Source organism: Ochrobactrum quorumnocens (assembly GCF_002278035.1).
Lineage (GTDB): Bacteria > Pseudomonadota > Alphaproteobacteria > Rhizobiales > Rhizobiaceae > Brucella > Brucella quorumnocens.
This window is the reverse complement of sequence record NZ_CP022605.1, coordinates 267,158-289,868: the sequence shown is the minus strand read 5'-3', so window position 1 is coordinate 289,868 and position 22,711 is coordinate 267,158. Positions and strand designations below refer to the sequence as shown.

Genomic DNA, 22,711 nt, shown 5'->3' with positions numbered 1-22,711 from the left:
ATTGTAGATGCCGCGTATCACTCAGGAGGTTCGTCGGAGCCTCGGGCTGATAAAATCAGTTTGGTCGGAACAGACCATGTTAGCGTCAGGGCGAAAAAGTTTTTCTACCGTTGCATCTGAGCAAACGAAGGCATCGCATCCTACTGAAATAGAGGTATAATTAATTTATACCTCTGCGAATTGGGCAAACCGGGTGCGAAATGGCTAACATTGAGAAACGTACGATTAGTTGCCTAGCAAACATGCAACATTCATCGACTCAAAGATCAAGACGGGCGACTACGCACCGATCTGCGAGGTTGTCCGTGTGGGGATCCGAGCTTTACGCGAATGGGATGCAGTTATCGAACGCTGGCTACAAAACTATGTAACAGCTTCCTATGACGCGATGAAGATCAATCCTTCTCCGGCAGAATCAGTCGATTCCGTTTTGGACTTCGTGCATGGCTTCGATTGCGCTGCTGAGCGGGCACATTGGGGAACGATATCCGTGAGGGGCTACGGAGGATCGGATTCGAACGGCGAGTTTCAATTGATGTCAATGCTAAAGGTAACAAAGTGGATCGTGCTTGGCTTCTACTGTGGTGGTCAAAACTGGGAGGATACCCTGTCAGAGCATTGAGAAGAGATTGGCTTTTTAACAAATACTTAGCAGGCTTACCCGAACGTGAATCAATATAGGCGTATAATGAGCACTCTACGGTAGTTTTCGCCCCACATGAATGGAAAGTGGTTAAAAGCCACATGGGACGAAGATCTTTCGAGGCCGAGAACTGAGGTCAGTTCCCCGCTGTAGTCTAAATTACGCTGACGTTTTCAGCTTTTGACTTGCCCGTTTTGCGGTCTTGTCCGATATCGTAGCTGACTTTTTGTCCGTCCTGAAGTGCGCCGCCAAAAGCGACAGCTGAGATGTGAACGAACACATCTGCCCCGCCATTTTCAGGAGTAATGAAGCCGAAACCTTTCTCGGCGTTGAAAAACTTAACTGTACCGGTCGTCATCGTTTCCTCTTGTGTCATTGTTGCTATTATACGTCTATCTTTCTCGACAATGGGTCGCAACAGGAAACAGAAACAATCATGCACGACATCGTCTGCCCGCATTGCAACAAGGCTTTCAAGATCGACGAGGCTGGATATGCGAATATTCTTAAGCAGGTAAGAGACGGCGATTTCGAGAAGCAGTTGCATGAGCGTTTGGAGTTGGCCGAACAGGACAAGCGGAACGCAGTTGAGCTTGCGCAGGCCAAGGTCGCCAGCGAATTGCAGAAAACGACTTCTGCTAAGGATTTGGAGATCCAGGAATTGCGGGCAAAGCTTGAGGCAGGCGAAGTTACTCGGAAACTTGCGGTTGCCGAGGCTCTAAGTGAGATCGAAAAGCAATGTGACAAGCTGGTGAACGATCTCGATAACGCCAAACGTGATCAGGAAGCGATGTCGAAACTGGCAGAAGCTAAGCTCATTTCTGAATTACAAAAAGCTGCTGCAACGAAGGACGCTGAAATCGAGAGCTTAAAGGCTAGGCTCGATGTGGGTGAGCTTTCGCATAAACTTGCCGTAACTCAAGCGGTCAGTGCGATAGAGAAAGAGCGCGAGCAGCTGAGGAACGGTCTTTCGCGGGTAGAACTTGAAAAGCAGCTGGCTGAAACGGCACTTAAGGACAAATATGAAACACAGCTCCGCGACCGCGATGACGCAATTGAGCGTTTGAGGGATATGAAAGCGAAGCTATCGACAAAGATGATCGGCGAGACGCTTGAACAACATTGCGCCATCGAGTTCGACAGAATTCGGGCGACAGCCTTCCCCCGCGCTTATTTTGAAAAAGACAATGACGCGCGCAGCGGCAGCAAAGGTGACTTTATTTTCCGCGATATGGACGAGGGAGCCTCGGAAATTGTTTCGATCATGTTCGAGATGAAGAACGAGTACGACGAGACGGCTACAAAAAAGAAGAATGAGGACTTTTTCAAAGAGCTGGACAAGGATCGCAGCACAAAGGGATGTGAGTATGCCGTTCTGGTTTCACTGCTGGAGCCTGAGAGCGAACTCTACAACACAGGAATCGTAGACGTATCCCATCGATATCCGAAAATGTATGTTGTCCGGCCGCAATTCTTCATCCCAATTATCACGCTCTTACGCAACGCGGCAATGAATTCCCTCAAATACAAGACAGAGCTGGCGCTGATGAAAGCGCAAAATGTTGACATCACCAGCTTTGAATCCCAGCTCGACGATTTTAAAGCAGCGTTCGGGAGAAACTGGCGCCTAGCTTCAGATGGTTTTGAAGAAGCAGTCAAGCGTATAGATGAAGCCATTAAAGATTTGGAAAAAACAAAAGAAGCGCTTCACAAATCGGCCAACAACCTTCGGCTAGCAAACGACAAGGCTGAGGATCTGACAGTCAAACGACTGACACATGGTAATCCAACGATGGCTGCGAAATTCGACGAACTCAAGCCCGGAACCTTCGGCGCTGAATGAGGCGAGAAGGATAGGCTCCAGACCCTGATGAAGTATAGCAACAGATTCCTATTAAGCCCAAGGAACTTGAAGTTTTAGCGCCGGGCTTCATTAATTCATTAAATTGGCAATAAACTCGTGTGAACATTGCAACGGGACGCAACCCCTTGATTATCGCAGGCAACATCACCAGCGTATGTATAACCTTCCCGGCAATCATTGTCGTTCAGGATGGTTACAAGGTTTTCGCCGTGGCGGATGTATCCGGTACCTATTCCAAGATGGCGCAGGAAATTACGCTCGCTCGTGTTGTTCAGGCCGGTGTCGTGCCAATGGACACGGCAGCGGTGGCTTCCGAACTCCAAAAGACATGGCATTGTAACGATGCTCAGGAATGGGCCAACGTCTACACTAAGATTTTCCCTCCTTATCAGCTTCTGAACGAAAGCTACATGGAGGCACAGAAAGTCGAAAAGAACCACGAACAGCTCGATTCACAGCGGGCTGATTTCAACCGAACGGCAAAAGGGCGGTAGGTATCTGCCGCCCTTTTGGGCGCTGTAACTGTGTATTTTGACGCGCATCTTCTCCGAAAACCGTTTCACACTTTTCAGGATGCTCTGGAACTGTCTGCCGATCAATCGATCCACGGACCAGCGTCCGCTGCCCTCTGTCTTCAGATAGGTTATGACCCCGAACCAGACGGTCGAAAGCTGAAAACCGAAGCCGCACGGGATCATGGCTATGACCCGTATCACAATCATCTTGATGATAAGCATGACGGAAAGCGGACGGGTCAGTAGGCCGAGCTGCCGGAACAGCTATATATCAAGGGGGTGTGTCGCCATTGAAGAGTTTCTCCCAGCCGAACCAGCCCATGATACCGCCGGTCTTCACTCTCAGTGCTGTATAGCTGGATCGTGAATTTTGCGATGCAAAGGCGCTAAAAGCGGAAATAGCAGTGGCATATCGTTGTTAGGATCTGTCGCAGTTTTGCGGCCTCCACCTTGAAAATCGAAACTTGATCATTAAGCAGCGGGATCACCCATATATGATAAAATTCACGTTATCGCGGTGTCTCTGCCTTCAAGTTTCAGTGTGTTTCCACTGCTCCCGATCGAAGGTGTATTGCTGGTGAGAGAACGGGATTCTTGGTAATCAGCGCTGCCGACCCTTATGCTCCTTCATTTCAGGCATTCGTCTAGGGATTGATAAAGGTCGGCTTCGACCCCAATTGTGGTCGTTTGGCGTTATGAATGACTTTCCTTGAAGCGGACGCTAAGATGGCTTGAGTTGTCGTAGATTTGGGTGTTGACGTGGCAACAGAGACAAGTAATTGACAGCAAAACCAAAATTTTACATGGTGCCTCAAGCACGGACGGAAAGAAAAATGATGCGGAAGATGGCGGTTATCCTCAGTGCGATTGCCTTGACGTATTCGATTCCCGCAAAGGCTGATCGTCTTGTTTGCTCCGAATCAAAACATCTGCGCTACATGACAATGGTCGGCGAGGTTGGCGAGATGGGGATCGACCTTGACCCTGTGGGGCAGGATCGTGCGGTTTTCGAGAGGTTGACAGCCGCATATGAAACCCTCAACCCGAAGGGACCAAAGACCTCGCTCTTCGTCGCGCATGTTCCCACCGGTCAGAGTTATAGTCAGGTATGTGCAGAAGAGCGCTGTACGATGGAAGAAATGTCAGCTCCCCAGAAAGCTTGCTTGATCGATCATATGAACCAATGTAGCTATGTTGCACTTCGCTTTCGGGGCGAAGAGTTCTGCCTACTCCGTCCGCCGCAAAATTAGGTGTTTGCTCCCGGCATTTGATGCATTGTTTCTCACTGGCCATCACCGAACTCCGTTCGGTATGCCGCTAATTTGTCTCTGCAATTATTTCTAACCAATTCTGCATCATCTCCTGTGTCCACATGGCTGCCGTTGATAACGGCGACGCTGGACCACACTGTGGATACCGAAATCGAGGGGCTTCCCGCTGGATTGCAGCCTCGCCTCATCCGTTTAATGGGGATGGTCGAGAGCGTTGGTTTAGAACAACTGCACGAGCCTCACGTTAAGCACTTGGAAGGAAAGCTCTGGGAGCTTCGCGCTAAGGCAATGAAGGAATCAGCGTGTCAAAGCAATCATGACTTCATGAGCAAGGTCGATGGAAGATGCGCCCCTAGCTTTAACGCATCGTCTGCAACGATGACAATTTCTCCCTCGCCCCAGATGTCGTACTCCATCTCAATGAGCATACTGTTCCGCTAGAGTGACGCCTTTGAATGATCAAAGCCGCCGCCCTTTTCCAAAGAGCATCCTTCCTCCATCAGCGCCACGATCACCGCGTCCCAGATGGCTTTGGATATTCCTAACCATCGCATCGGCTCCGCCATCTTCATCACTCGTTGCAAGTCTTTCATGAACACGATAGATGTGAGTTATATGTAATGAACCACAGCATTCCTGCCTCGACTTACCAAGCATGCTACACATATAAATGGCAACGTCGCATACTTGCCCGTGTAATAATAATCGACAGCATTTTCGTTGCACCGAAAGACAAACATTGCGCATTCTTTTCGTTCTTGTGGCTCTCATCGTTGGAACGGTTGCCGGCATCTATCTGTTCGGGATGATCTGGCAAACGACTGCGCCAGACGGGGCGATGGCAATGATAATTGGCGGTGGCACGCCGGTTATCCTCGGCGCTTTAGCATTCCTTGGTGCAAGGAAGGCCAACGGGCAAAGGCCAAGCCTTCGCGACCCTCGAACGTGGCTTGCTTTGTTGGCTATAGCCGCTGGTGCCGCTGTGCTTTTTGTGCTTTTGATTGCTGCTCTTTTCCTGGTGGTCCAGCGAGGTTAGAGACAGTGGTTTTCATATTCGTGAACCCATCGCTAACGCTGACGTGTTGCCTGGCTGGATCAATATCATTCCAGCGCCTCGCAGGTCTCATGTCTGCGCAGCCTTGCAAAGAAAAACCTGCAATCACTCCACCGAACTTTTTGAAGCTCGTTGCCCCCAAGCCGGCGGCACTCGTACTCCACCGATGTTACACAATGCTAAAGCCCTTTCTTTAAAATGTGTCGGTGGAAGCGGCGTTCCCAAATGGCACTTTACATTTCGCTCCAATTCTGGATGGTGAAATTGCGATGTGCTTGCACAGAACAAAATGAATTATCCTAGGAAGCGATCTCAGCGGAGTTATAAGATGTATAAATTACCTGGTCGTACTTTTGGAGCAGTTCTCTTTTGTGTACTTGGTTGCAGCCAACACGCAATAGCTGCCAATCCTTGCACGGGAGTGGAACAAAGCCTCACGAAGCAGAATAAAGCCGATTACGCGTCCCTTGTCGCCAAGAATCTCGATAAAAAGGTTAAGCCAGCAAACATTCAAATCGACGCGGCGCTTCATTCTGGAACCTGGACGGTCATCTATGCATCCACACCTATTGCAGACCCAGGATATTTTTTCTTTGATAGTTCATCCGGTGTAGAGGTTTTCAAGGATGTGTGGGGAGGGATTGCTGATGACGGAGATGGCCCGGTTTTGATAAAGTGGGCCCGGGATTTGGGTGCTAACAAGGAAATTGCTTTGTGCTTTTCGCACGTGGTGATGAGCGATTGAAAGCATGAGAGAGTCCATCCTGAGCTGCGTTATAAGATAGCGCGCTCAGGGGATCAATGAATTGTACGGATTGTTAAAATTCCTGTATCTGTTCAAAAGTTGCCTGATGATTGAAGAACGTCTGAAATCCCAATAGTTTAACGGCACGGCGTTTCGGACACATTTTTACAGATTGACGGCAAGGCCCGTGGCTCGTCGACCCTTATTATTTCGGTGCTGAAGGAGCAGGAGTTAGACACGAAAGTTGCTGACTTGTGCTGCAAGCACGGTATTTCGGACCAACATCTTATAACTGGAAGCCAGATACGACCGAAGGAAATGTGACGGAGCGGCAGACGCGTTCGGAGACGAAAATACCCGCCTGAAACGGTCGTTGCAGATCTGACGCTTGAGCGCGAGATGCTGCAGAACATTATGCACCGAACACCGTAAAGCCTGCCCGGAAACATGATCTGGTGGCGCGAACGCTTTTTGAATGGGGATTAGCCCCGGGGCGCTAATTTGTGCTCGCCCGCCACAAAACGACAATCAGTCACAAATCCCGCTGCACCCTGCAGGTCGATGTTGAAACGCGGATCAAAGGATTTTTGAGATGCATGTGCGTCCCGCTGCGCCGCCAAGGCTAATCAGCGGTCAATTGTGAGAGTTCAATAGCACCCTTACGGAGTTCGGGTGAATCTTGTTATCAAGCCAAGCCGAGCGAAGCAATGACGGTAAACGGTAAAAGAAAAACGTTGACGATTGTACTCTGTGAGATAGATCAATCAGTTGTCACAAAAAATTCTAGAAACTATCACGAAACTGCCAGGGGTTTTTCCACCGATGCTACTTTTAGTGCAGGGAATTGTCGAAAAGGGCCTAGGTTATCATTCACGATTGCATATTCCGGGCAGTGAAGAAATCGATTCTGCTCCCTACGATTGGCCCATTCGTTTTGCTGCGGGTTCACTGAATATTTTTGTACCAACCCTTCCTCACGAGGTTCCTCGACGACAAGGGTTCAAAGCTCTGGACAAAGGAAAGATTCCTGCTGCATTCACAATACCTCAGAACGCGATTGGTAATAATAGCCTTCACAAAAAGTTCTTGAAACCCCGTCGCGGAACCGGACAGGCATGGAGAGCCATCTTATCGGCCCACGCAGGCACGCAGAATGTTTGGGTATTTCGCCGGATTGGCTCTCATATGCGGCAGCATCTCGAATTGATCTCGCCCTTTATTCTTCGTGAACAACTCCGATTGATGGACGGAGACACGGTCAAGCTTACGCTGGTTGATCACTTTCATGATGCTCAGCAATAGCGCGGACCTACCCACTGCTGTGTTTCGGTTGGTTGAGAATCTCTACCAAACGACATACAAGTGGTATGATCTCACGTAGATGCTCAAACCTTGCTAGGAGGCAAGCTCTCTCAATATACACCCAAGGCTACGCCGTTTGTAAGCGCGACCTGGATTAGGGATCTTCCGCTAGAATATGCTCGATTTCCTTTATACGCTCATCGCGACGAACCAGCCTCTTGCTGCGTCGGCCAAACAACCTCCTCTTCGAGGTGGCTTGACGGCTGGCCTGAAGCTGCTCAATAAAAACTTCATCCGAAAAGCCATTTTTGAATCGATCAAAAACCCAGCAGAATGACACGGGCAACCGCGCGATACTAAGCCTTTTATCCGAGATATTTGACAGGATTTCTTGCAAAGTCACTTGATCCCAGATTTCCGGTTGACTGTCGCAGGCATTTTTCCACTGACGCAACAATTCCAGGACTTCCGGGGTGTCCGCAAGGAAAATGGTTGCCGAAATTAAGTTGCCTTCACGCGAATAAAAAACCCCAATATCGGCGTCAATAGCATCGAGCTTCGGCCAGGGATCTTTATGGAAAACTGCGTCGACATCGACATATAACAAAGGCCCCTTGTGTGCTTCCCGCGCTTCCAGAAGGAACGTAGGCTTAAGGGCTGCATTTTTTACCCACGATCCAGCACCATCCATCGCAGTTGTTTCAACGGTAAGGCCTAAGCGTCTGGCAGACTTTTCCATGCGTTTGGCTTCGTCCGCATAAAATGAATTTCTCGTGTAAAATCCAACGACTGTGCCGCTAGTTTTTAATGATTGCCGCAATTCATGAAACTTTGGAAAAGGTCGGACAAAACGCCGATATTCAGGTGTGATCGCGAAGAACTTACGTCGAATAGTTTCTAGGAAAGACATAGGTGATCCAAACTCAGCTTTCACTGTCCTTAAATTATTCGTGGCTCGGGTCTGATACATTCGAATTGTCCGCCGTCTCGAAAGACTGCAGACTTCTTTCTAATGAAATCGACGACAACTCTTAAAATGTGGCAAATTTATAGAACGTGCGTGGTTGAATGAACGTAAGATCGGATCTCCTCGAGTGTATGATAGTTCGTTGTTCTCGGGAATTTCCATTTCGTACAGCGCGTTCACCGTTAGGTGTATACCTTTGTGTTTGTTGCCACCCCGACAAGGAAGAGAATCTTGATTGCAATAATGTAGGGTCTGGAAGTTTACGCCCGACCCCCCTGAAGACGGCTTCCTAAGCTGCACGATCCTGGAGATGAGGAAAAGGCCGCGCAGCCGGATTATTGATGAGCCAGCATCCATATTGGCGACGATGGTGGAGGAATGTCCCGTGAAGGCCCTGTTGAAATTGCTCCTAGCTGTTACAGGCTCCACGAGAAACTCCCTGGTAACTGTCTGGGAATTGTCATTGCGACAGAGATAATCGAGGCGGTTTGCGGCGATCTCAAGCTGCGAAACAGAACGAAAGGGCACGAGGCCACGCTCAATTTTCCATTGGGTGAACACAAGAAGCACAACTCTCTGAAGTGGCTCTTATACTGCGATGCTTAAGGAAACAAATCACTCGATGAGAGCTTCGTCAACATGGGTTTTATTGCGGTTACGAGATACTGGCTTAAGTTCGACCTGGCTGTACACGTGTTTCGACTTTCATGTTCTGGCATCGACATTGTTGAGTGGAGCAAGGTCATAACTGATAGATCACCGACTGCGCCAAAGACGATGATCCGCAACTCATTGGCAACGAGGCCGAGCCAGTGATGACTGACGCGACAATGGTGTTGCCGCGGTATACAGTCGTTATGTTCGCCTGGGATTATTGGGTTCACCGCCAACCGTGTAAGCGCCAGCAGCCAGAGCGAGCGGGTAAAATGAGGACATTAAGCGACCCATTGTGACATTTTAACTGGCCACCATAGTGCTGCGCGGTCAGTCCGTTGTTGGGTCCATTCCGGATTTTCTTCCTAAATCGCAAGGATCAGCAACTGGCTCCAATCAGAATCTGTATCGCAGGCGCGCCATCTGGTCTATTCTATACCCCCGTCCGTGTTGGTGTTTTGCGAGGTTTTGCAATTTTCAACGCTGTGTTCAGGAGCTTACGGAAGTTCGGGCATTCGAGATGGCTTGGCGCTCTACAACCGGCGACATGCCGCAGCGTGTCGCGCAAAATGCGCAGACCAGCCATCTGCCGTTCCAACTCATTCGCCTTGGACAGCAGTTCCTCCCTCGGTAACTCTAAATGGCTGTTCCGTCCAAGTATCGCAGCGATTTCGGCAAGGGAGAAACCTGCCGTTCTGCCGAGCGCGATAAGGGAGAGCTTCAACAGTACGTCTCCGTCGAACTGTCGGCGCAATCCATGCCGGCCAATGGATAGTATAAGCCCAATTTCTTCGTAGTACCTCAGCGTAGAGGGCGGGACGCATGCACGTTTTGCTACCTCTGCAATATCCATCATTTTCATGCTTGACCTCAAGTTGGCTTAAAGTTGTAGCATCTCCTGCAACTACAATTGGTGCAAGGGAAATCAGATGGAAAGCATATCAAGAACGACGGAAATACCGATTTGGCGCGATAGTCGCGCCGTCGCGCTTCTGATGGCGGCGACGCTCACCGTAATGGCGAACGCGACGATCAGCCCTGCGCTCCCTGGTTTGCGTAAACTGTTTGCAGACGCCCCCCACGCCGCATTGCTTACGCCGCTTCTGATTACGGCTCCATCGTTAAGTGTTGCTCTCCTCGCTCCCTTGGCGGGACTTGCAGTGGACCGGATCGGAAGACGCATTCCGCTTCTTGCCGGTATTATACTTTTTGCGATCGCGGGCAGCGCGGGACTATACCTCCCTACCTTGTCGACGATCTTCATGAGCCGTATTGTATTGGGGGTCGCCGTTGCGTTTATCATGACTGCGCAGACGGCGCTGATCGGTGATTATTTTTCTGGTGAGGCCCGGAACGCGCTGACGGGCCTACAAATTTCTGCGCGAAACTTTGGCGGTTTGATCTTCATCCTGTTGGCGGGCTTAGTTGCGATAGTATCGCCGCGATCCGCCTTTGGTGTGTATGGATTGGCGTTGCTGGTGCTGCCGATTGCATGGATGGTGATCAAGGAGCCGCAGCGGAAGCCTTCAATGAGCCACGTTTCCTATTTGACCGGCTCAGCTGAGCAGCGAAAATGGCATCTGCCATTTCTTGGTTTGGTTGTCCTACAGTCGGTAACGAACATGTTTTTCTTCATCATGCCGACGCAGCTACCATTCTTCCTCGATGCCAGGGGCTATGGCAATCCCGCAATAACTGGCTTGACACTTAGCGTGCTGATGTTGAGTGGCGGCAGCGTGGCGTTGGTCTTCTCCCGGATACAGCGGGCTATCGGTTACCCCGGCATCTATGCAACCGGGTTTGCCGCTATGGCGTCGGGTTTCTTGCTGCTGGTAACTTCAGCGACACCTTTGTTCACCTTGGCAGGTTCGGCACTGATCGGTGCGGGCTATGCAGCGGTGTCCCCGACATTTGTTGCGCTCACGCTCGCTCTTGCTCCACCACATCGCCGTGGATTAGCCGGTGGACTGTTGACGGCTTCGGTTTTCACTGGACAATTTATCTCCCCGCTGCTCAGCACTCTGGTAATCATAGCTTTAGGCTATGAAGGACTTTTCCAAGTCGCAGCCGTGCTTCTGGCGAGCATGGCTGCGATGGCGCTGGGAATATTTCTCCTCCGGTTCCGCGAACCGCGGTCAAGCCGATGACCGGATTTGCCACCACACGTTGAATTTTGCAACAAAGCCCTTTCCAACTCTATCCTCTTCTGATCGACCCCATTCTTCTCGGGCGCAATCAGTGGACTGAAAACAGAAAGTGGGGGCCACGCCTCCTATATCGGCTTGATTCCATACTCGCAAACATCGCAGCCCAAGCATTCGCGGAAGCTGTAGGGCAAGCAGATGGCCCTGCTGTCACTAACAGATCAAGAATTGGCTCGCCATGGTAGAAGCTATTTTGATGGTTACCGGGTTGAAGCGTCGCCTGATGCAAGGTTGGATACCAAGAACGCATTTTAAGATTGGCCGGTCTTTACCGGAGATGTCTATTTTTCGCATGGCGGAATAGAGGTTGGTAGCGACGGAATCCTTTAGAATGTTAAATCTTAGGACTTACGGATTACGTTCTAGCCATTAGTGCATTGTTCGCAGCACTCGATCCAACTTTTTAGGAGCAACTAATTGAAATTTAACGTGCGCCGCCCGGCAAGTGTCATTGTCGTGGGAGGAGGGATTATGGGCGCGTCGATTGCTTGGCATTGCGCGCGACAACAAATGCAAGTGACAGTTCTAGAAAAAGAACCGGAGCCCGCTGGCGGCGTTACCAAGTGGTCGTATGGTTGGGTAGGAACAGCCAGTACGTTGCCCTCAGACGATCCGATTAACTTTGCCACGAAGCTGGACGCGATTGCTGAGTTTGATCGTCTTGAATCGGAACTTGGATCCCTTCCGATCGCGACACGTGGAGCTCTCATTTGGTGCGATCAAGAAGAGAATACATCGAAACTGATCGCGGAACAGCAGAACGCCGGTGCTAGTATCCAATATCTAAGTCGCTCACGGGTGAAAGAGTTAGAGCCGCTGCTTATCACTCCTCCGCCATTGGCCGCATGGGCTCCCCATGATTTTGCTGTGGAGCCCATTGATTTGACGCACCAACTTCTCAAGGCTGCACGCGAAGCAGGTGCCAAGGTTGTTTGTGGATCATGTGTTGATGATATAGAAACACGGGGAAGCCGTGTGATTGGGATACGAACCGCGCTTGGAATTCTGGCGGCGGACTTTGTGATTATAGCAAACGGTGCTTCTTCGACTTCGCTCGTTGCTAAGTTGGGAATTGTGCTTCCCGTTCACGTTGCTCCAGCAGTTCTCATGCGCTTTTCAGCGGAAGCGACGATCAATCATCTTCTATTGGGAGATGATGTAGAGCTGCGCCCTGGGCGATTTGGCGGTCTTGTTTCAGCGGAAGATTATCCAAGCGCAGGTGAATCAGGGTTTGCTGAACTTGGAGTACAAACTGCCGAAACGATTGCTAAAATATTTGGTTCATCACTGAAACCATCACTGCGTTCCATTGCTGCAGGGTATCGTCCCATGACTGACGGGGGAGTGCCGTTGCGCGGTTTTGTTCCAAGCATTGAAGGATTGTATGTGGTAGTTGCTCACCCAGGTGTTATCCTCGCACCATATCTGGGCCGGCTCTCAGCTGCCGAGATCGCTGAATCAATGCAGTGAAAGATTCTCAAGATTGTTTGCTGGGCACGCCGCCATCTATCCATCTGAACCGCGCTTGGATCAACTGAAGGATCACTGAAAACCCTTCTGTTTCCATGCAGCCGCGGAGAGCGTCCTGATGACCGTTAAGGAGTTGGAAAGCGCCGGACAGCAATGCGGGTGATCTAGAGCGTATCCGTTTTATGTTGGGTCATAGAAGCAAGCTGTAAGTATTTGGCGCACTCGTTTGGTTCGAACAATCTTATGACTTGGCCGATGGTATCCCACAGAGCTTCGACGGTGCGTTCGGCTTTTGCACGCAGATGTGCTTTGAGTTTTGAGAACGCCATTTCTATTGGATTGAAGTCGGGACTGTCGTGCGGCAGATACTGCAGTTGTGCACCTGCCTCGTTACTCGCTTCTTTGATGCCGACAACCTTATGAGCAGGCAAATTGTCCATGATCACAAGACTTGAACCGCGTCGTCGACCCGGATGCCATGCTTCCAACTCACCATCGCGCACGAGAAACCCGACGGATCGCTGTCGCTACTGACACCCCGAACCGTACACCCGCAGTGCGTGCCGCCATTCCGTCGCTTGCGGCCTTCAAAACGCGTGATCGCAAATCAGCGCTTAATGTTCGAGCCATCAAAAGCCTCCATACTGGAAACCTCGAAACAGACAAATTGCCGATTGTCACTTCAAAATCGGTTCAGCGTTCAAAGGACACGCTCTAGCTTCGATGCGCGTTGACTTAATTGGGATCCGGTAACGCCTGCTTCGCGGGCGAGGGCGGATGTGTACTAAAGGGCACAATTAGTGCGCTTTTTGACTCTACTTTCAATCAGAAATGAGCCGGCGTCTTTACGTGCAACTGTAGATATAGGTTGATCCGCGTCGTCTGAGCAATACCACGTGTATCGTTCCGATCGGTATTGTTAACCTGCGCTTAGGACGCCTCGATGCAGATCACCGGCACGCCAGCTCGGGCCAATCCATTGAAGAGCCATTATGGCAATGGCCAAGCTCCAAGCCGAACCTTCTCAATCTGCCATCCTGAGGTGATCAATACTTAAATCAGTTCTTGAGGAGCCTGCCGGTCTCGTCGATGATGCAAACGGCCTCTCTTTCAAGACAGTAGAGTAGGCAGTGAGCGCCGGGCCACCTTTCGACGGCGGGTTTCTCACTGCCTCTCGCCGAACCGGACGTGCGTCTTTCGTTACGCATCGGGCTCTCCAGAAGACACGGCGAAGTCAGGCGTCTCCATCCATGCGCGGCGGAACCGGCAAACGGGTGTCCAAGCGAGCAGATGTTGCTCGATCGGACCCTCGCGCCAGAGCCGTCTCGTTGTGCGGCGACTGCTGGGTTGATAGGCTTCCCATAAGTCGCGTTCTCGTGCTTTTGGGCGTTTCCTTCGCAACCAACGCCAGATTCGCATGCCCGTGTACCAGTCAAGACTGGTGAACACCCGGCCTGCATAGGCGCAGTGACGGTAATAGTTCGCCCATCCGCGCAGGATGGGATTGATCTCCTTGAGTTTATTGCCAAGACTGGACGAGGTGTTGCGACCTGTCAGTTGCTTGACTTTCCAACGAAGATCACAAGCCTTGGCCTTGGGGATTTGGGCGCGCGGGCCGTAGCCATAGCGCTTATCCCAATATATGCCGAAGCGGAATCCGAGGAACTCGAACCCGTCCGTCATGGACGTGACCTTCGTCTTTTCCGATGACAACTCGAGGCCTGTGGTCCGGCGAAGGTATTCCGCCAACGCAGTCTTTTCCGCGTGGGCATCGTCCGTCTCTGGCCGTCGCAGCTAGCCCAGTCCGCACTGGGCAGGCGTGCCGAGTTCCCGTGTTCCGATCTTCAACCTTCGTATCGTTAGGCGGTTGGCTTTACCCCAGGCGATGCAGGAGACGGGCCAAGAGAGCTGTGCCCGTTTCGGACACGGTTCCCGTGCCCAGCAGAGAGGATAGACGAACCTCACCGCTTCCGATCGCATGTCTTGCCTCCCACGCCATCGCGCGACTTGGAGGCGTTACCGGTTATTCCGAGGCTTCAATCGCCTACTTCGTTGTCTCGCCATAGATACTGCGGTAGCCCGGCCTACAGACGATGGTCCGCATCCGGTACATTTAAGGCCGATCTGCTTATGACACTCTATCGGCGACGCCCGATTGAGCTTCTCGGCCCCCTTCCACCTGTTGCTCCCACAGGCTGGGCGGCATTGCAGCCGCCGGTCGAAAATCAGCAAGCATAGGAGATCACATTCACTTCATGATGACCTCCCGCGCCTTCACGGCGCACCGTCCAGTCCGGCATAATACCTCATGCTGCGCCTCCTTTCCCAATGCTTGTGGCTGTTGCAACACTGTCCGCGTTTTGTCATCACTGCGAAGAGCAGCATCCAGAGCATCTGAGCATGGCGCACCAAGCCGATATTCCATCTACGTTTAAAGCATAGTGCGTGAAGCTCAGCGGGCCCTGCCGCGAAGCGAATGCGCTGTGAAAGCAATAAATGCGCCTTGGTGAGATGAAAGTACAAATGCTACAGTGCGAGCTGTTGTGAACTAGCACGGTTTGCGTAAACCAAATCAGCCATTGTGTTAAGTAGAGGCCCTTCTGATTTTTCGCCAGCTGCTCGTAATTGGTTTGCGGTACTGCACGAAGACAAAACTCAAGAGGATTAGATTGGGCTGGCCCAGTGACTGAGCGAGGGTTTTTTCGCGAATGCGCGGCCTTTAAGATGAATCGTTAGAATTGCGTAATGCACGCAGCATGCATTTCACACCACTTAAAAATTATAGCCTTCGGAGATATCGTTCTCCAAAGCAGCTATCGCTGCCTTGACGTCCTTGGCAACGATTGCATCAAAGACATCGATGTGGTTCTGCGCTGAACTTTTAAATAGAGCATCGTTGGGAACTGATTGTCGGACCGATGGGCCAATATGCATCCACAGAGGTTCCAGAAGCTGACTAATAAAAGCCAGATTGCTCATTTCGGCGATCAACATGTGAAAATGGTAATTCGCTTCAAGAAACAGGTCCAGATCGCTAATGTCCCTAGAGTGGCATATGTCAGACACATAGACTTTTAGTCTAGTGAGTTGCTCTTGTGTGTGGTTTTGAACTGCGCGTTCCAACGCCGCACTCTCAAGAATGGTTCGCAGGACGCGAATGTCGTGCAGCTCTTTGCTGCTGAACATAGGCACCATCATTGTGCGACTGGCCGTCGAGACCACACTCCCAACACTCTCCAGTCTTTGCAGAGCATCGCGTACTGGCATCAAACTGGTTCCAAGACTTTTTGCAAGTCCACGTAGAGGCAGTTTCTGACCGGGCGTGAATCGCCCCATCATAAGATTGCGTTTAAGCATCTCATAGATCTGCTCGTGCAGCATATCACGGGACACTGGGGATAGATCAGGTGCAGCTGCCCCGTCGCGGACGATCTCACGGCTTTTCATAGATTCTCCTGTTTGTATCTTCTTGTCATAACACCGAACATAACGCTTGACACCAAAAACATCGACAGGCATGTGTTATAACACTAGACAGGAATGCAGGGGGTCTTCTAACCGAGATTCTTTCGGTCTTTGGGGAAATACAAGCATGATGTGGTGGCACTTCGCCTAAGCCGAATTTATTCAGGCCGTTGAGAGCAGTTTTTCAGCCGTTTTGATGAAGTTCGAAGCGTGGAATGTAGTCGTGGTTTGCCAAAGATGGATATCTGCCCCGCAGTCTTTGGCTTCTCACAGTCGCCGGAAGGACACTGGATAAACATTAATTCGGTGGAGGTTTAACATCCGCCGCATTGGGAACCCGCGTTCGCGGAAACGCCTTAAGGAGGAAAATAACTATGAGCGGTAAGCTCTCCAATTCCCTCGCCCATGTTGATATTTCGACCACTTTGCATCCTTATACCGACGCCCGCGCGCATGAGCGCCAAGGGCCAATGATTATCGATCACGGCAAGGGCATCTATATCTATGATGACGCTGGCAAGGAATATATCGAAGGCCTTGCAGGTCTCTGGTCTGTAGCTGTCGGCTTCGATGAGCCGCGTTTGGTTAAGGTTGCGGCAGAGCAGATGGCCAAACTGCCTTACTATCATACGTTCAGCCACAAGTCGCATGAGCCTTCCATCCGTCTCTCCGAGAAGATAATCGAGATGACCCCCGAGCCATTGACTCGCGTGTTCTTCACCAGTTCCGGCTCTGAAGCAAATGATACCATGATCAAAATGGTGTGGTACATGAACAACGCGCTCGGACGTCCGCAGAAGAAAAAATTCCTCGCCCGTACTCGTGCGTATCACGGCATTACCATCGCTTCTGGCAGCTTGACCGGCCTGCCGAACAACCATCGCGACTTTGACCTTCCGGCTATACCGGTCCGCCACCTAACCTGCCCGCACTTCTACCGCTACGGGTTGCCTGGTGAGAATGAGGCGCAGTTCACCCAGCGCCTGATTGCCGAAGCCGAAGCCGTGATCCTTGAAGAAGGGCCGGAAACTATTGCCGGCTTTATCGGCGAGCCGCTGATGGCTGCGGGCGGCGTGATGCCTCCACCGTCCGGCTACTGGCAGGGCATCGAAGCCCTCTGTCGCAAACACGACATTTTGCTTATCGCCGATGAGGTGATCTGCGGTTTTGGCCGTCTGGGCTCGAGTTTCGGCTGCGAGTATTACGGCTTCAAACCGGATATAATTATCATGTCCAAGCAATTGACATCATCCTACATGCCGCTTGCCGCTGTAGTCTTTACAGAAGCTGTTTACGATGCAATCGCCGACAATACGGCGAAGATCGGCACCTTCGGTCACGGTTTTACTGCATCTGGCCATCCTGTCGCGACCGCTGTCGGACTTGAGAACCTCAAGATCATCGAAGAGCGTGACCTCATCGATAACGCTTCCCGCATGGGCGCTATCCTTCAGGCTCGTCTTGCGGAGCTTGCGGAGCATCCGCTCGTCGGTGAAGTACGCGGCGCGGGTCTCATCGCGGGTCTTGAGCTAGTAGCTGATAAAGAAACCCGCCGTCCATTCGCTGCCGCGGGCAAAATCGGTAGTCGCGCATTTGCTGCCGGACACGAACATGGTCTCATCGTCCGCGCGATAGGTGACGTCGTGGCACTTTGCCCGCCCCTCATCATCAACGAGGAGCAGGTGAACGAGACCGTAAACCGCCTGCGCAAGGCGCTCGATGACACGGCGCAGTGGCGTACAGAGGAGAACCTGAACTGAAATTGCTAAGGGCACCGCGACGATCGCGATGCCCTTTTCTTCGATTCTTTGCTGACTGGTTCGGAGAACTATCCCATGAAAACCTATTTGATCGCGCTCATACCCGGCCCAGGTCATTTCGGTAAATCAGTCACCAAAATGGCCTGGGCCGTTCTCAAAACGGCAGCTGGCAAGGAGTTCAAGCTGGTGGATACAGTATTTCCTTCGTCCTGCGCGTATTACAACGAAACCGGCGCGATGATGCCCGATGACGGCGTCGAGACGCTGCGTGCCTTCGATTCTATACTGCTCGGTGCTGCCGGGTAACCCGTTAAAGCGCCTAGTCCAATGCGCAGAAACTCGACGGAGTTCTATAAGTTTCCTGATGTTGAAGTGTTGAGCTATCACATCGATGCAATGGCAGCTCGCATGGTGATAGCGCTGTGACGTCGCCTCCAACTTGGTTGGTGATATCTCGTCAGACCTCGGAGCAGCTATTCAGGCCGGTCTCGGCTTTGGCGCTTCCGCCAACATCAATCCGGACCGCAGCGCTCCGTCGATGTTCGAATCAGTGTATGGCTCCCCGCTGGACATCGCTCATCTTGGCATTGCCAATCCGATTGCTGCAATCTGGTCTCGCGCCATGATGCTCGAGGATATTGTCGAATTTGATGCGGCTGGCCGCGTAACGGCAGCTATAGACAGAACGACCGCACGGGTCGTCGGTGTTATGCCGGGCAATGACAAGATCGAGGTTATTGCAGATGCCATTCTCTCTGCGTTGGATTGACCAATCGCTCAACCGCCAATGACGGCTGAGCGAGTTTGTGGAAATGCTCAAACTATTGGTTTTTAGTATTCTGTTTACGCAAAATCAGTTTCCGCGTTAGGGTTGAATGCTCTAGTGCAGGATCTGGCTGAGAAACAGCTTGGTGCGCTCGTGCTGAGGATTGTCAAAGAACTCGGCCGGCGAATTCTGCTCGATGATCTGGCCCTGATCCATGAAGATCACGCGGTTTGCAACCTGACGCGCAAAGCCCATTTCGTGGGTTACGCAAATCATCGTCATACCTTCTTCGGCAAGGCTCACCATCGTATCGAGCACTTCCTTAACCATTTCCGGGTCGAGTGCTGAGGTCGGCTCGTCAAACAGCATGACCTTCGGGTTCATGCAAAGCGCACGCGCAATCGCCACACGCTGCTGCTGACCGCCAGAAAGCTGGCCCGGATATTTGTTCGCCTGTTCCGGAATTTTCACGCGTGCCAGATAATGCATGGCGACTTCTTCCGCCTTCTTCTTTGGCATTTTACGCACCCAGATCGGCGCAAGCGTGCAGTTTTCCAGAATAGTCAGATGCGGGAAGAGATTAAAGTGCTGGAACACCATACCGACTTCACGGCGCACTTCATCGATCTTCTTGAGGTCATTGGTGAGTTCAATACCATCAACGATGATCTGGCCCTTCTGGTGCTCTTCCAGACGGTTGATGCAACGGATCATCGTCGATTTGCCTGATCCCGACGGTCCGGCAACAACGATGCGCTCGCCGCGCATGACCTTCAGGTTGATGTCACGCAAAACGTGAAACTCACCATACCATTTGTGCATGTTCTTAAGTTCGATGGCCACCTCGGTCTTCGACACCGCTATTTTTACCGTGTTTGCCTGAAGATCGTCGGCACGTATGACATTTTCGCTCGCCATTCGAGCTCCTCCTGCAATGCTGCGCCTTTGCCCACCGGGCGACGCGGTTGATCCGGCTTTTCGGAAGACGAAACATCGCCAACCTGGTTTTCGTTTCAGAGAGTACCCAATATATCCTCGCAGACCTGTACCAGTTCGTCTGCGTCGGCTATGGAGAATGGGAGTGGCGGCCTGATTTTGAGGACATGGCCCAGCGGCCCCGACGCGCTGATAAGCACCCGACGGCGACGAAGGGCGTTGACGAGATCACCTGCGATGCGCGGGGAGGGCGCGCCGGTACTGTCGAGAATGTCAACGCCAAGGAAGAGACCTTCGCCGCGAACATCACCGATAACAGATTGAGACTGCGACAGGGCTTCGAAGTTGGCTTTCATATGCGCGCCGACCTTTACTGCATTCGCCAGCAGGTCTTCTTCCTGAAGGATGTCGAGAACCGCCGAGGCAGCGGCGCAGGCGACTGGGTTGCCGCCAAAAGTGTTAAAGTAACGCGCTTCACGGGCAAAACGCTCGAGCACTTCTTCGCGCGCGACGACGCCTGCAATGGGGTAGCCGTTGCCCATCGGTTTGCCCATGGTAACGAGATCCGGCACGAGTCCATGGCGCTGAAAGCCCCACATATGCCCGCCCAAGCGACCGAAACCGGCCTGTACTTCGTCGGCGATGAAAAGACCGCCGGCCTCACGGATTGCGGCGACCGCTCCCGCTAAGAAGCCAGCCGGCTCGGCAAAGACGCCGTCGCTGGAGAAGATCGTGTCAACCAGAAGTGCTGCGGGACGGATGCCGTGGCGCAGCATGTCAACGACGGCGGCCCGCACTTCCCGCTCGAAGAACGCACCGACCTCTTCGGTAGAGCCGGCGAGGCGTGGATCGGGTGCTGCGATAGTGCGGACGTCGATTGCTAACGGCACGTTCAGGCCGAGCGATGGTGACATGGCGGCGATCGCGTGGCTAATACCGTGATAGGCGTTAGCGGTGACGATGAAGCCTGTACCACCAGTATGAATGCGCGCGATGCGCAGCGCGAGATCGTTAGCTTCGCTGCCGGTGCAGGTCAGCATCAGGCGATTGGTTGCTGTGGGGAAGTGGGTGAGCAATCGCTCCGCATAACCAACAATGCCTTCATCAAGATAGCGCGTATGCACGTTGAGCCGTGCCGCCTGTTCGGCAATGGCATTCACTACGCGAGGATGGCAATGACCAACGCATGGCACATTGTTATACGCATCCAGATAGGTATTGCCTTCACTATCGTAAAGCCGTACACCGCTTGCCCGATCGAAATGCACGGGTTCCTCATAGAACATGCGATATGGCTGCCCCAAAACGCGCTGGCGGCGCTCGACGAGACTGCGGGTGCGCTCATCCAGGTTTCCGGCTTTCTTCGTGTCGAACGCGTTGATCATCACGGGTATGCTCATGGAATGTGCTTTCGCTTCAGGAGGGGCTTTTGAATAGATTTTGTGGCATGCACGACAATCGGACTAACCGCTTCCAGGAGACGTGGTTGTTTTTCATGATGTAATCGCGGTTAGCCGTATTTTGATCCGCCAGATACTCAGTCACCAGGACATTGATGATGCAGCGGGCAATCATAAAATCCTGTAGAAATTCCACTTCAAGATAGGTCAAAGGCGCGGCTTCGTTGTAGGCGGCAACGACGTCGGCGGCGTCCTTCACGTCGTTCTCCCCGTCTCGAAATTGCAACAAAGTGGCGCCAGCAAGATCGACAAGACGGGGCGCATGGACAAGATCGCCGAAATCAATGAACCCTGCCATTCTGTCGCCACCGATGAGGATATTCTGGCCGTTCATGTCGCTGTGTATTGCTTGCGTGGGTAAGTGTGCCAGCCTCGGGCTTACCACTGCTTCGAAGCGGTCAAGCATTGCCTCGGCCAGAGGGCGACGCTTTGCGTCGATCAATTGTAGATGAGGACGCAGACGACTGATATTTTTGACGTCCCAGATCAGGTCACGCTGACGTGCAAAAGGATGGTCGAAGCTCGCCAGTGCGTTATCAAGTGTACCGACCGCCCACCCGATGGTATTTCGTAGCGCGCTCGTCGGTGCCTCTACAAAGGAAAATGGCGTGCCATCAAGATAAGTCAGGATCCGCAGGCGCCGCCCATCCGCCGCTCCGAGGTAGACTGAAAGCTCTCCGTTTAGAGCATGCATAATACGGGGAACCGCGATGTCAGGCGCTACTTTCGCTATATGAAGAAGCGCAGCACTTTCGAGCAGTATACATTCAGCGCTTTCATGCGGATCGGAAACCTTGAGTGTGAATGTGGTGCGGTCCGCCGCGACGATACGGAAATTCTGAGTGCGTTCCCCACCAAGTTCGGTGACCTGGCCGTTGATGCCGAAATGGTGTAGCGCAACGGTTTGCGCTTGCTCAGTGCTTAGTCGCGCCATCATTTGCCAGTGTTCCGAGATGCATCGGCTAGAATGCCAAAACAGTTGACGACATCGGCAACGATTGCGTTGCACGCTGCAGCGGCATCTTTGGATGCGATGGCAGCGAATGCGATCTCGTGGTCGGGAATAGCGTTTATCAGCTTGCCGGGTTCGGCCTTGGCAAGGCGCACAGAGGGACCCATCCTCAGCCAAAGCGGCTCGATCATGTCTCGCAAGATGGGCGAGTTGCTCATGTCCGCGATGTGTAGATGAAAGCGTGCATTAGCGCGCAGGAAACCGCTGGTATCGTTGCCGCGTGCGGCTTCTGTCATCGCGTCGAAATGGACGCGCAACCCTGCGAGGCTTTCGGGGGTTGAAGTGCACGCTGCACGAGCGGCCGACAGCCCCTCAAGTGCCACACGGATATCCCTGATTTCGGTGAGTTCACCGATAGTCAGGCGGGGGACAAAAAAGGTGCGTTCAAGTCGCAGCGCACCGAGACTTTCTAGTTTTTGAAGCGCATCGCGAACAGGAACGACGCTTGTACCCAGCGCTGCCGCCAGGTTGCGCAGGACGAGGCGGTCCCCGGGACGAAATTCCCCCACAATCAGCTTCTCTTTGATTTGCTGATAGATCTGCTCATTGAGCGTATCCTGCACGAGCGTCTTGTAAGTCTGAACGTAGCCTTCGTCGGCCAATATGATTTCCTCGTTGCCCAT

The 22,711-nt window shown here is 52.2% G+C and carries 20 protein-coding genes and 3 pseudogenes; 13 read left to right on the top strand and 10 right to left on the bottom strand.

The genetic code is table 11. From position 1 onward, the window contains the following. The first annotated feature begins 229 nt into the window (after positions 1–229). Entirely contained in the window at positions 230–622 is a 393-nt protein-coding gene (locus CES85_RS27270) for a ribbon-helix-helix domain-containing protein (protein ID WP_244923365.1), read from the top strand. Positions 623–797: 175 nt separating this feature from the next. On the opposite strand, the gene CES85_RS23400 is transcribed toward CES85_RS27270, so the two are convergent. Continuing rightward, positions 798–1,001, bottom strand: a complete 204-nt coding sequence (locus CES85_RS23400; RefSeq protein ID WP_095448239.1) for a cold-shock protein — start codon at positions 999–1,001, stop codon at positions 798–800. 78 nt (positions 1,002–1,079) lie between these two features. Between CES85_RS23400 and CES85_RS23395 the strand changes: the two genes are divergently transcribed. From CES85_RS23395 to CES85_RS23360, 7 genes and pseudogenes are all read left to right on the top strand, one after another. Next, on the top strand, positions 1,080–2,486 hold the full coding sequence (locus tag CES85_RS23395) for a DUF2130 domain-containing protein (protein ID WP_095448238.1): 1,407 nt from the start codon (positions 1,080–1,082) through the stop codon (positions 2,484–2,486). Positions 2,487–2,614: 128 nt separating this feature from the next. Continuing rightward, positions 2,615–3,001 (top strand): annotated as a pseudogene (locus CES85_RS23390) (isochorismatase family protein); the annotation flags it as partial. Between the two features lie 854 nt (positions 3,002–3,855). Continuing rightward, complete coding sequence (locus tag CES85_RS23380) at positions 3,856–4,272, top strand: hypothetical protein (RefSeq protein ID WP_095448235.1); 417 nt, start codon at positions 3,856–3,858, stop codon at positions 4,270–4,272. A 114-nt stretch (positions 4,273–4,386) separates the two neighbouring features. Next, the gene (locus CES85_RS27265; RefSeq protein WP_342352147.1) at positions 4,387–4,734 is read left to right on the top strand and encodes a type II toxin-antitoxin system RelE/ParE family toxin; all 348 of its coding nucleotides are present in this window, start codon (positions 4,387–4,389) and stop codon (positions 4,732–4,734) included. A 298-nt stretch (positions 4,735–5,032) separates the two neighbouring features. Further along, positions 5,033–5,329, top strand: a complete 297-nt coding sequence (locus CES85_RS23370; protein ID WP_095448234.1) for a hypothetical protein — start codon at positions 5,033–5,035, stop codon at positions 5,327–5,329. Positions 5,330–5,675: 346 nt separating this feature from the next. After that, entirely contained in the window at positions 5,676–6,092 is a 417-nt protein-coding gene (locus tag CES85_RS23365) for a hypothetical protein (protein ID WP_095448233.1), read from the top strand. A gap of 768 nt (positions 6,093–6,860) precedes the next feature. After that, positions 6,861–7,394, top strand: coding sequence for a DUF120 domain-containing protein (locus tag CES85_RS23360; protein ID WP_095448232.1), 534 nt, complete (start codon positions 6,861–6,863; stop codon positions 7,392–7,394). 154 nt (positions 7,395–7,548) lie between these two features. Here the strand turns inward: CES85_RS23360 and CES85_RS23355 are convergent, their stop codons facing one another. Together CES85_RS23355 and CES85_RS23345 are read right to left on the bottom strand one after the other, a co-directional pair. Then, entirely contained in the window at positions 7,549–8,364 is an 816-nt protein-coding gene (locus CES85_RS23355; RefSeq protein WP_244923364.1) for a putative nucleotide-diphospho-sugar transferase, read from the bottom strand. A gap of 1,084 nt (positions 8,365–9,448) precedes the next feature. Continuing rightward, positions 9,449–9,868 carry a helix-turn-helix domain-containing protein gene (locus tag CES85_RS23345; protein WP_342352149.1) on the bottom strand — a complete coding sequence of 140 codons (420 nt, stop codon included), beginning with the start codon at positions 9,866–9,868 and terminating at the stop codon, positions 9,449–9,451. 76 nt (positions 9,869–9,944) lie between these two features. On the opposite strand from CES85_RS23345, the gene CES85_RS23340 reads away from it, so the two are divergent. Beyond that, the gene (locus tag CES85_RS23340; protein ID WP_095448229.1) at positions 9,945–11,162 is read left to right on the top strand and encodes an MFS transporter; all 1,218 of its coding nucleotides are present in this window, start codon (positions 9,945–9,947) and stop codon (positions 11,160–11,162) included. A gap of 474 nt (positions 11,163–11,636) precedes the next feature. Then, a complete protein-coding gene (locus tag CES85_RS23335; protein ID WP_157743487.1) occupies positions 11,637–12,689 on the top strand; it encodes an NAD(P)/FAD-dependent oxidoreductase in 1,053 nt (350 codons plus the stop codon). Between the two features lie 180 nt (positions 12,690–12,869). On the opposite strand, the pseudogene CES85_RS27910 reads toward CES85_RS23335, so the two are convergent. Further along, a pseudogene (locus CES85_RS27910) lies at positions 12,870–13,138 on the bottom strand (transposase); the annotation flags it as partial. Positions 13,139–13,140: 2 nt separating this feature from the next. Here CES85_RS27910 and CES85_RS27905 point away from each other — a divergent pair. After that, positions 13,141–13,407 carry a hypothetical protein gene (locus CES85_RS27905; protein ID WP_095448226.1) on the top strand — a complete coding sequence of 89 codons (267 nt, stop codon included), beginning with the start codon at positions 13,141–13,143 and terminating at the stop codon, positions 13,405–13,407. A 482-nt stretch (positions 13,408–13,889) separates the two neighbouring features. Here CES85_RS27905 and CES85_RS23320 read toward each other — a convergent pair whose 3' ends face one another. Both CES85_RS23320 and CES85_RS23315 read right to left on the bottom strand, forming a co-directional pair. Then, positions 13,890–14,372 carry a group II intron maturase-specific domain-containing protein gene (locus tag CES85_RS23320; protein WP_244923363.1) on the bottom strand — a complete coding sequence of 161 codons (483 nt, stop codon included), beginning with the start codon at positions 14,370–14,372 and terminating at the stop codon, positions 13,890–13,892. Positions 14,373–15,461: 1,089 nt separating this feature from the next. Then, a complete protein-coding gene (locus CES85_RS23315) occupies positions 15,462–16,208 on the bottom strand; it encodes a GntR family transcriptional regulator (RefSeq protein ID WP_095448224.1) in 747 nt (248 codons plus the stop codon). A 320-nt stretch (positions 16,209–16,528) separates the two neighbouring features. On the opposite strand from CES85_RS23315, the gene CES85_RS23310 reads away from it, so the two are divergent. Further along, positions 16,529–17,914, top strand: coding sequence for an aspartate aminotransferase family protein (locus CES85_RS23310; RefSeq protein ID WP_095448223.1), 1,386 nt, complete (start codon positions 16,529–16,531; stop codon positions 17,912–17,914). Positions 17,915–17,989: 75 nt separating this feature from the next. Further along, positions 17,990–18,683: pseudogene (locus tag CES85_RS28355) on the top strand (isocitrate/isopropylmalate family dehydrogenase). 111 nt (positions 18,684–18,794) lie between these two features. Here the strand turns inward: CES85_RS28355 and CES85_RS23300 are convergent. The 4 genes from CES85_RS23300 to CES85_RS23285 all read right to left on the bottom strand — a co-directional run bounded on the left by CES85_RS23300 (position 18,795) and on the right by CES85_RS23285 (position 22,711). Then, the gene (locus tag CES85_RS23300) at positions 18,795–19,598 is read right to left on the bottom strand and encodes an amino acid ABC transporter ATP-binding protein (protein WP_095448222.1); all 804 of its coding nucleotides are present in this window, start codon (positions 19,596–19,598) and stop codon (positions 18,795–18,797) included. Positions 19,599–19,693: 95 nt separating this feature from the next. Then, positions 19,694–21,016, bottom strand: a complete 1,323-nt coding sequence (locus CES85_RS23295; protein WP_244923362.1) for an aspartate aminotransferase family protein — start codon at positions 21,014–21,016, stop codon at positions 19,694–19,696. Between the two features lie 16 nt (positions 21,017–21,032). Beyond that, positions 21,033–22,013, bottom strand: coding sequence for a phosphotransferase (locus CES85_RS23290; protein ID WP_095448220.1), 981 nt, complete (start codon positions 22,011–22,013; stop codon positions 21,033–21,035). Further along, entirely contained in the window at positions 22,010–22,711 is a 702-nt protein-coding gene (locus CES85_RS23285) for a GntR family transcriptional regulator (RefSeq protein WP_095448219.1), read from the bottom strand. Before CES85_RS23285 ends, CES85_RS23290 begins: the two co-directional genes overlap by 4 nt.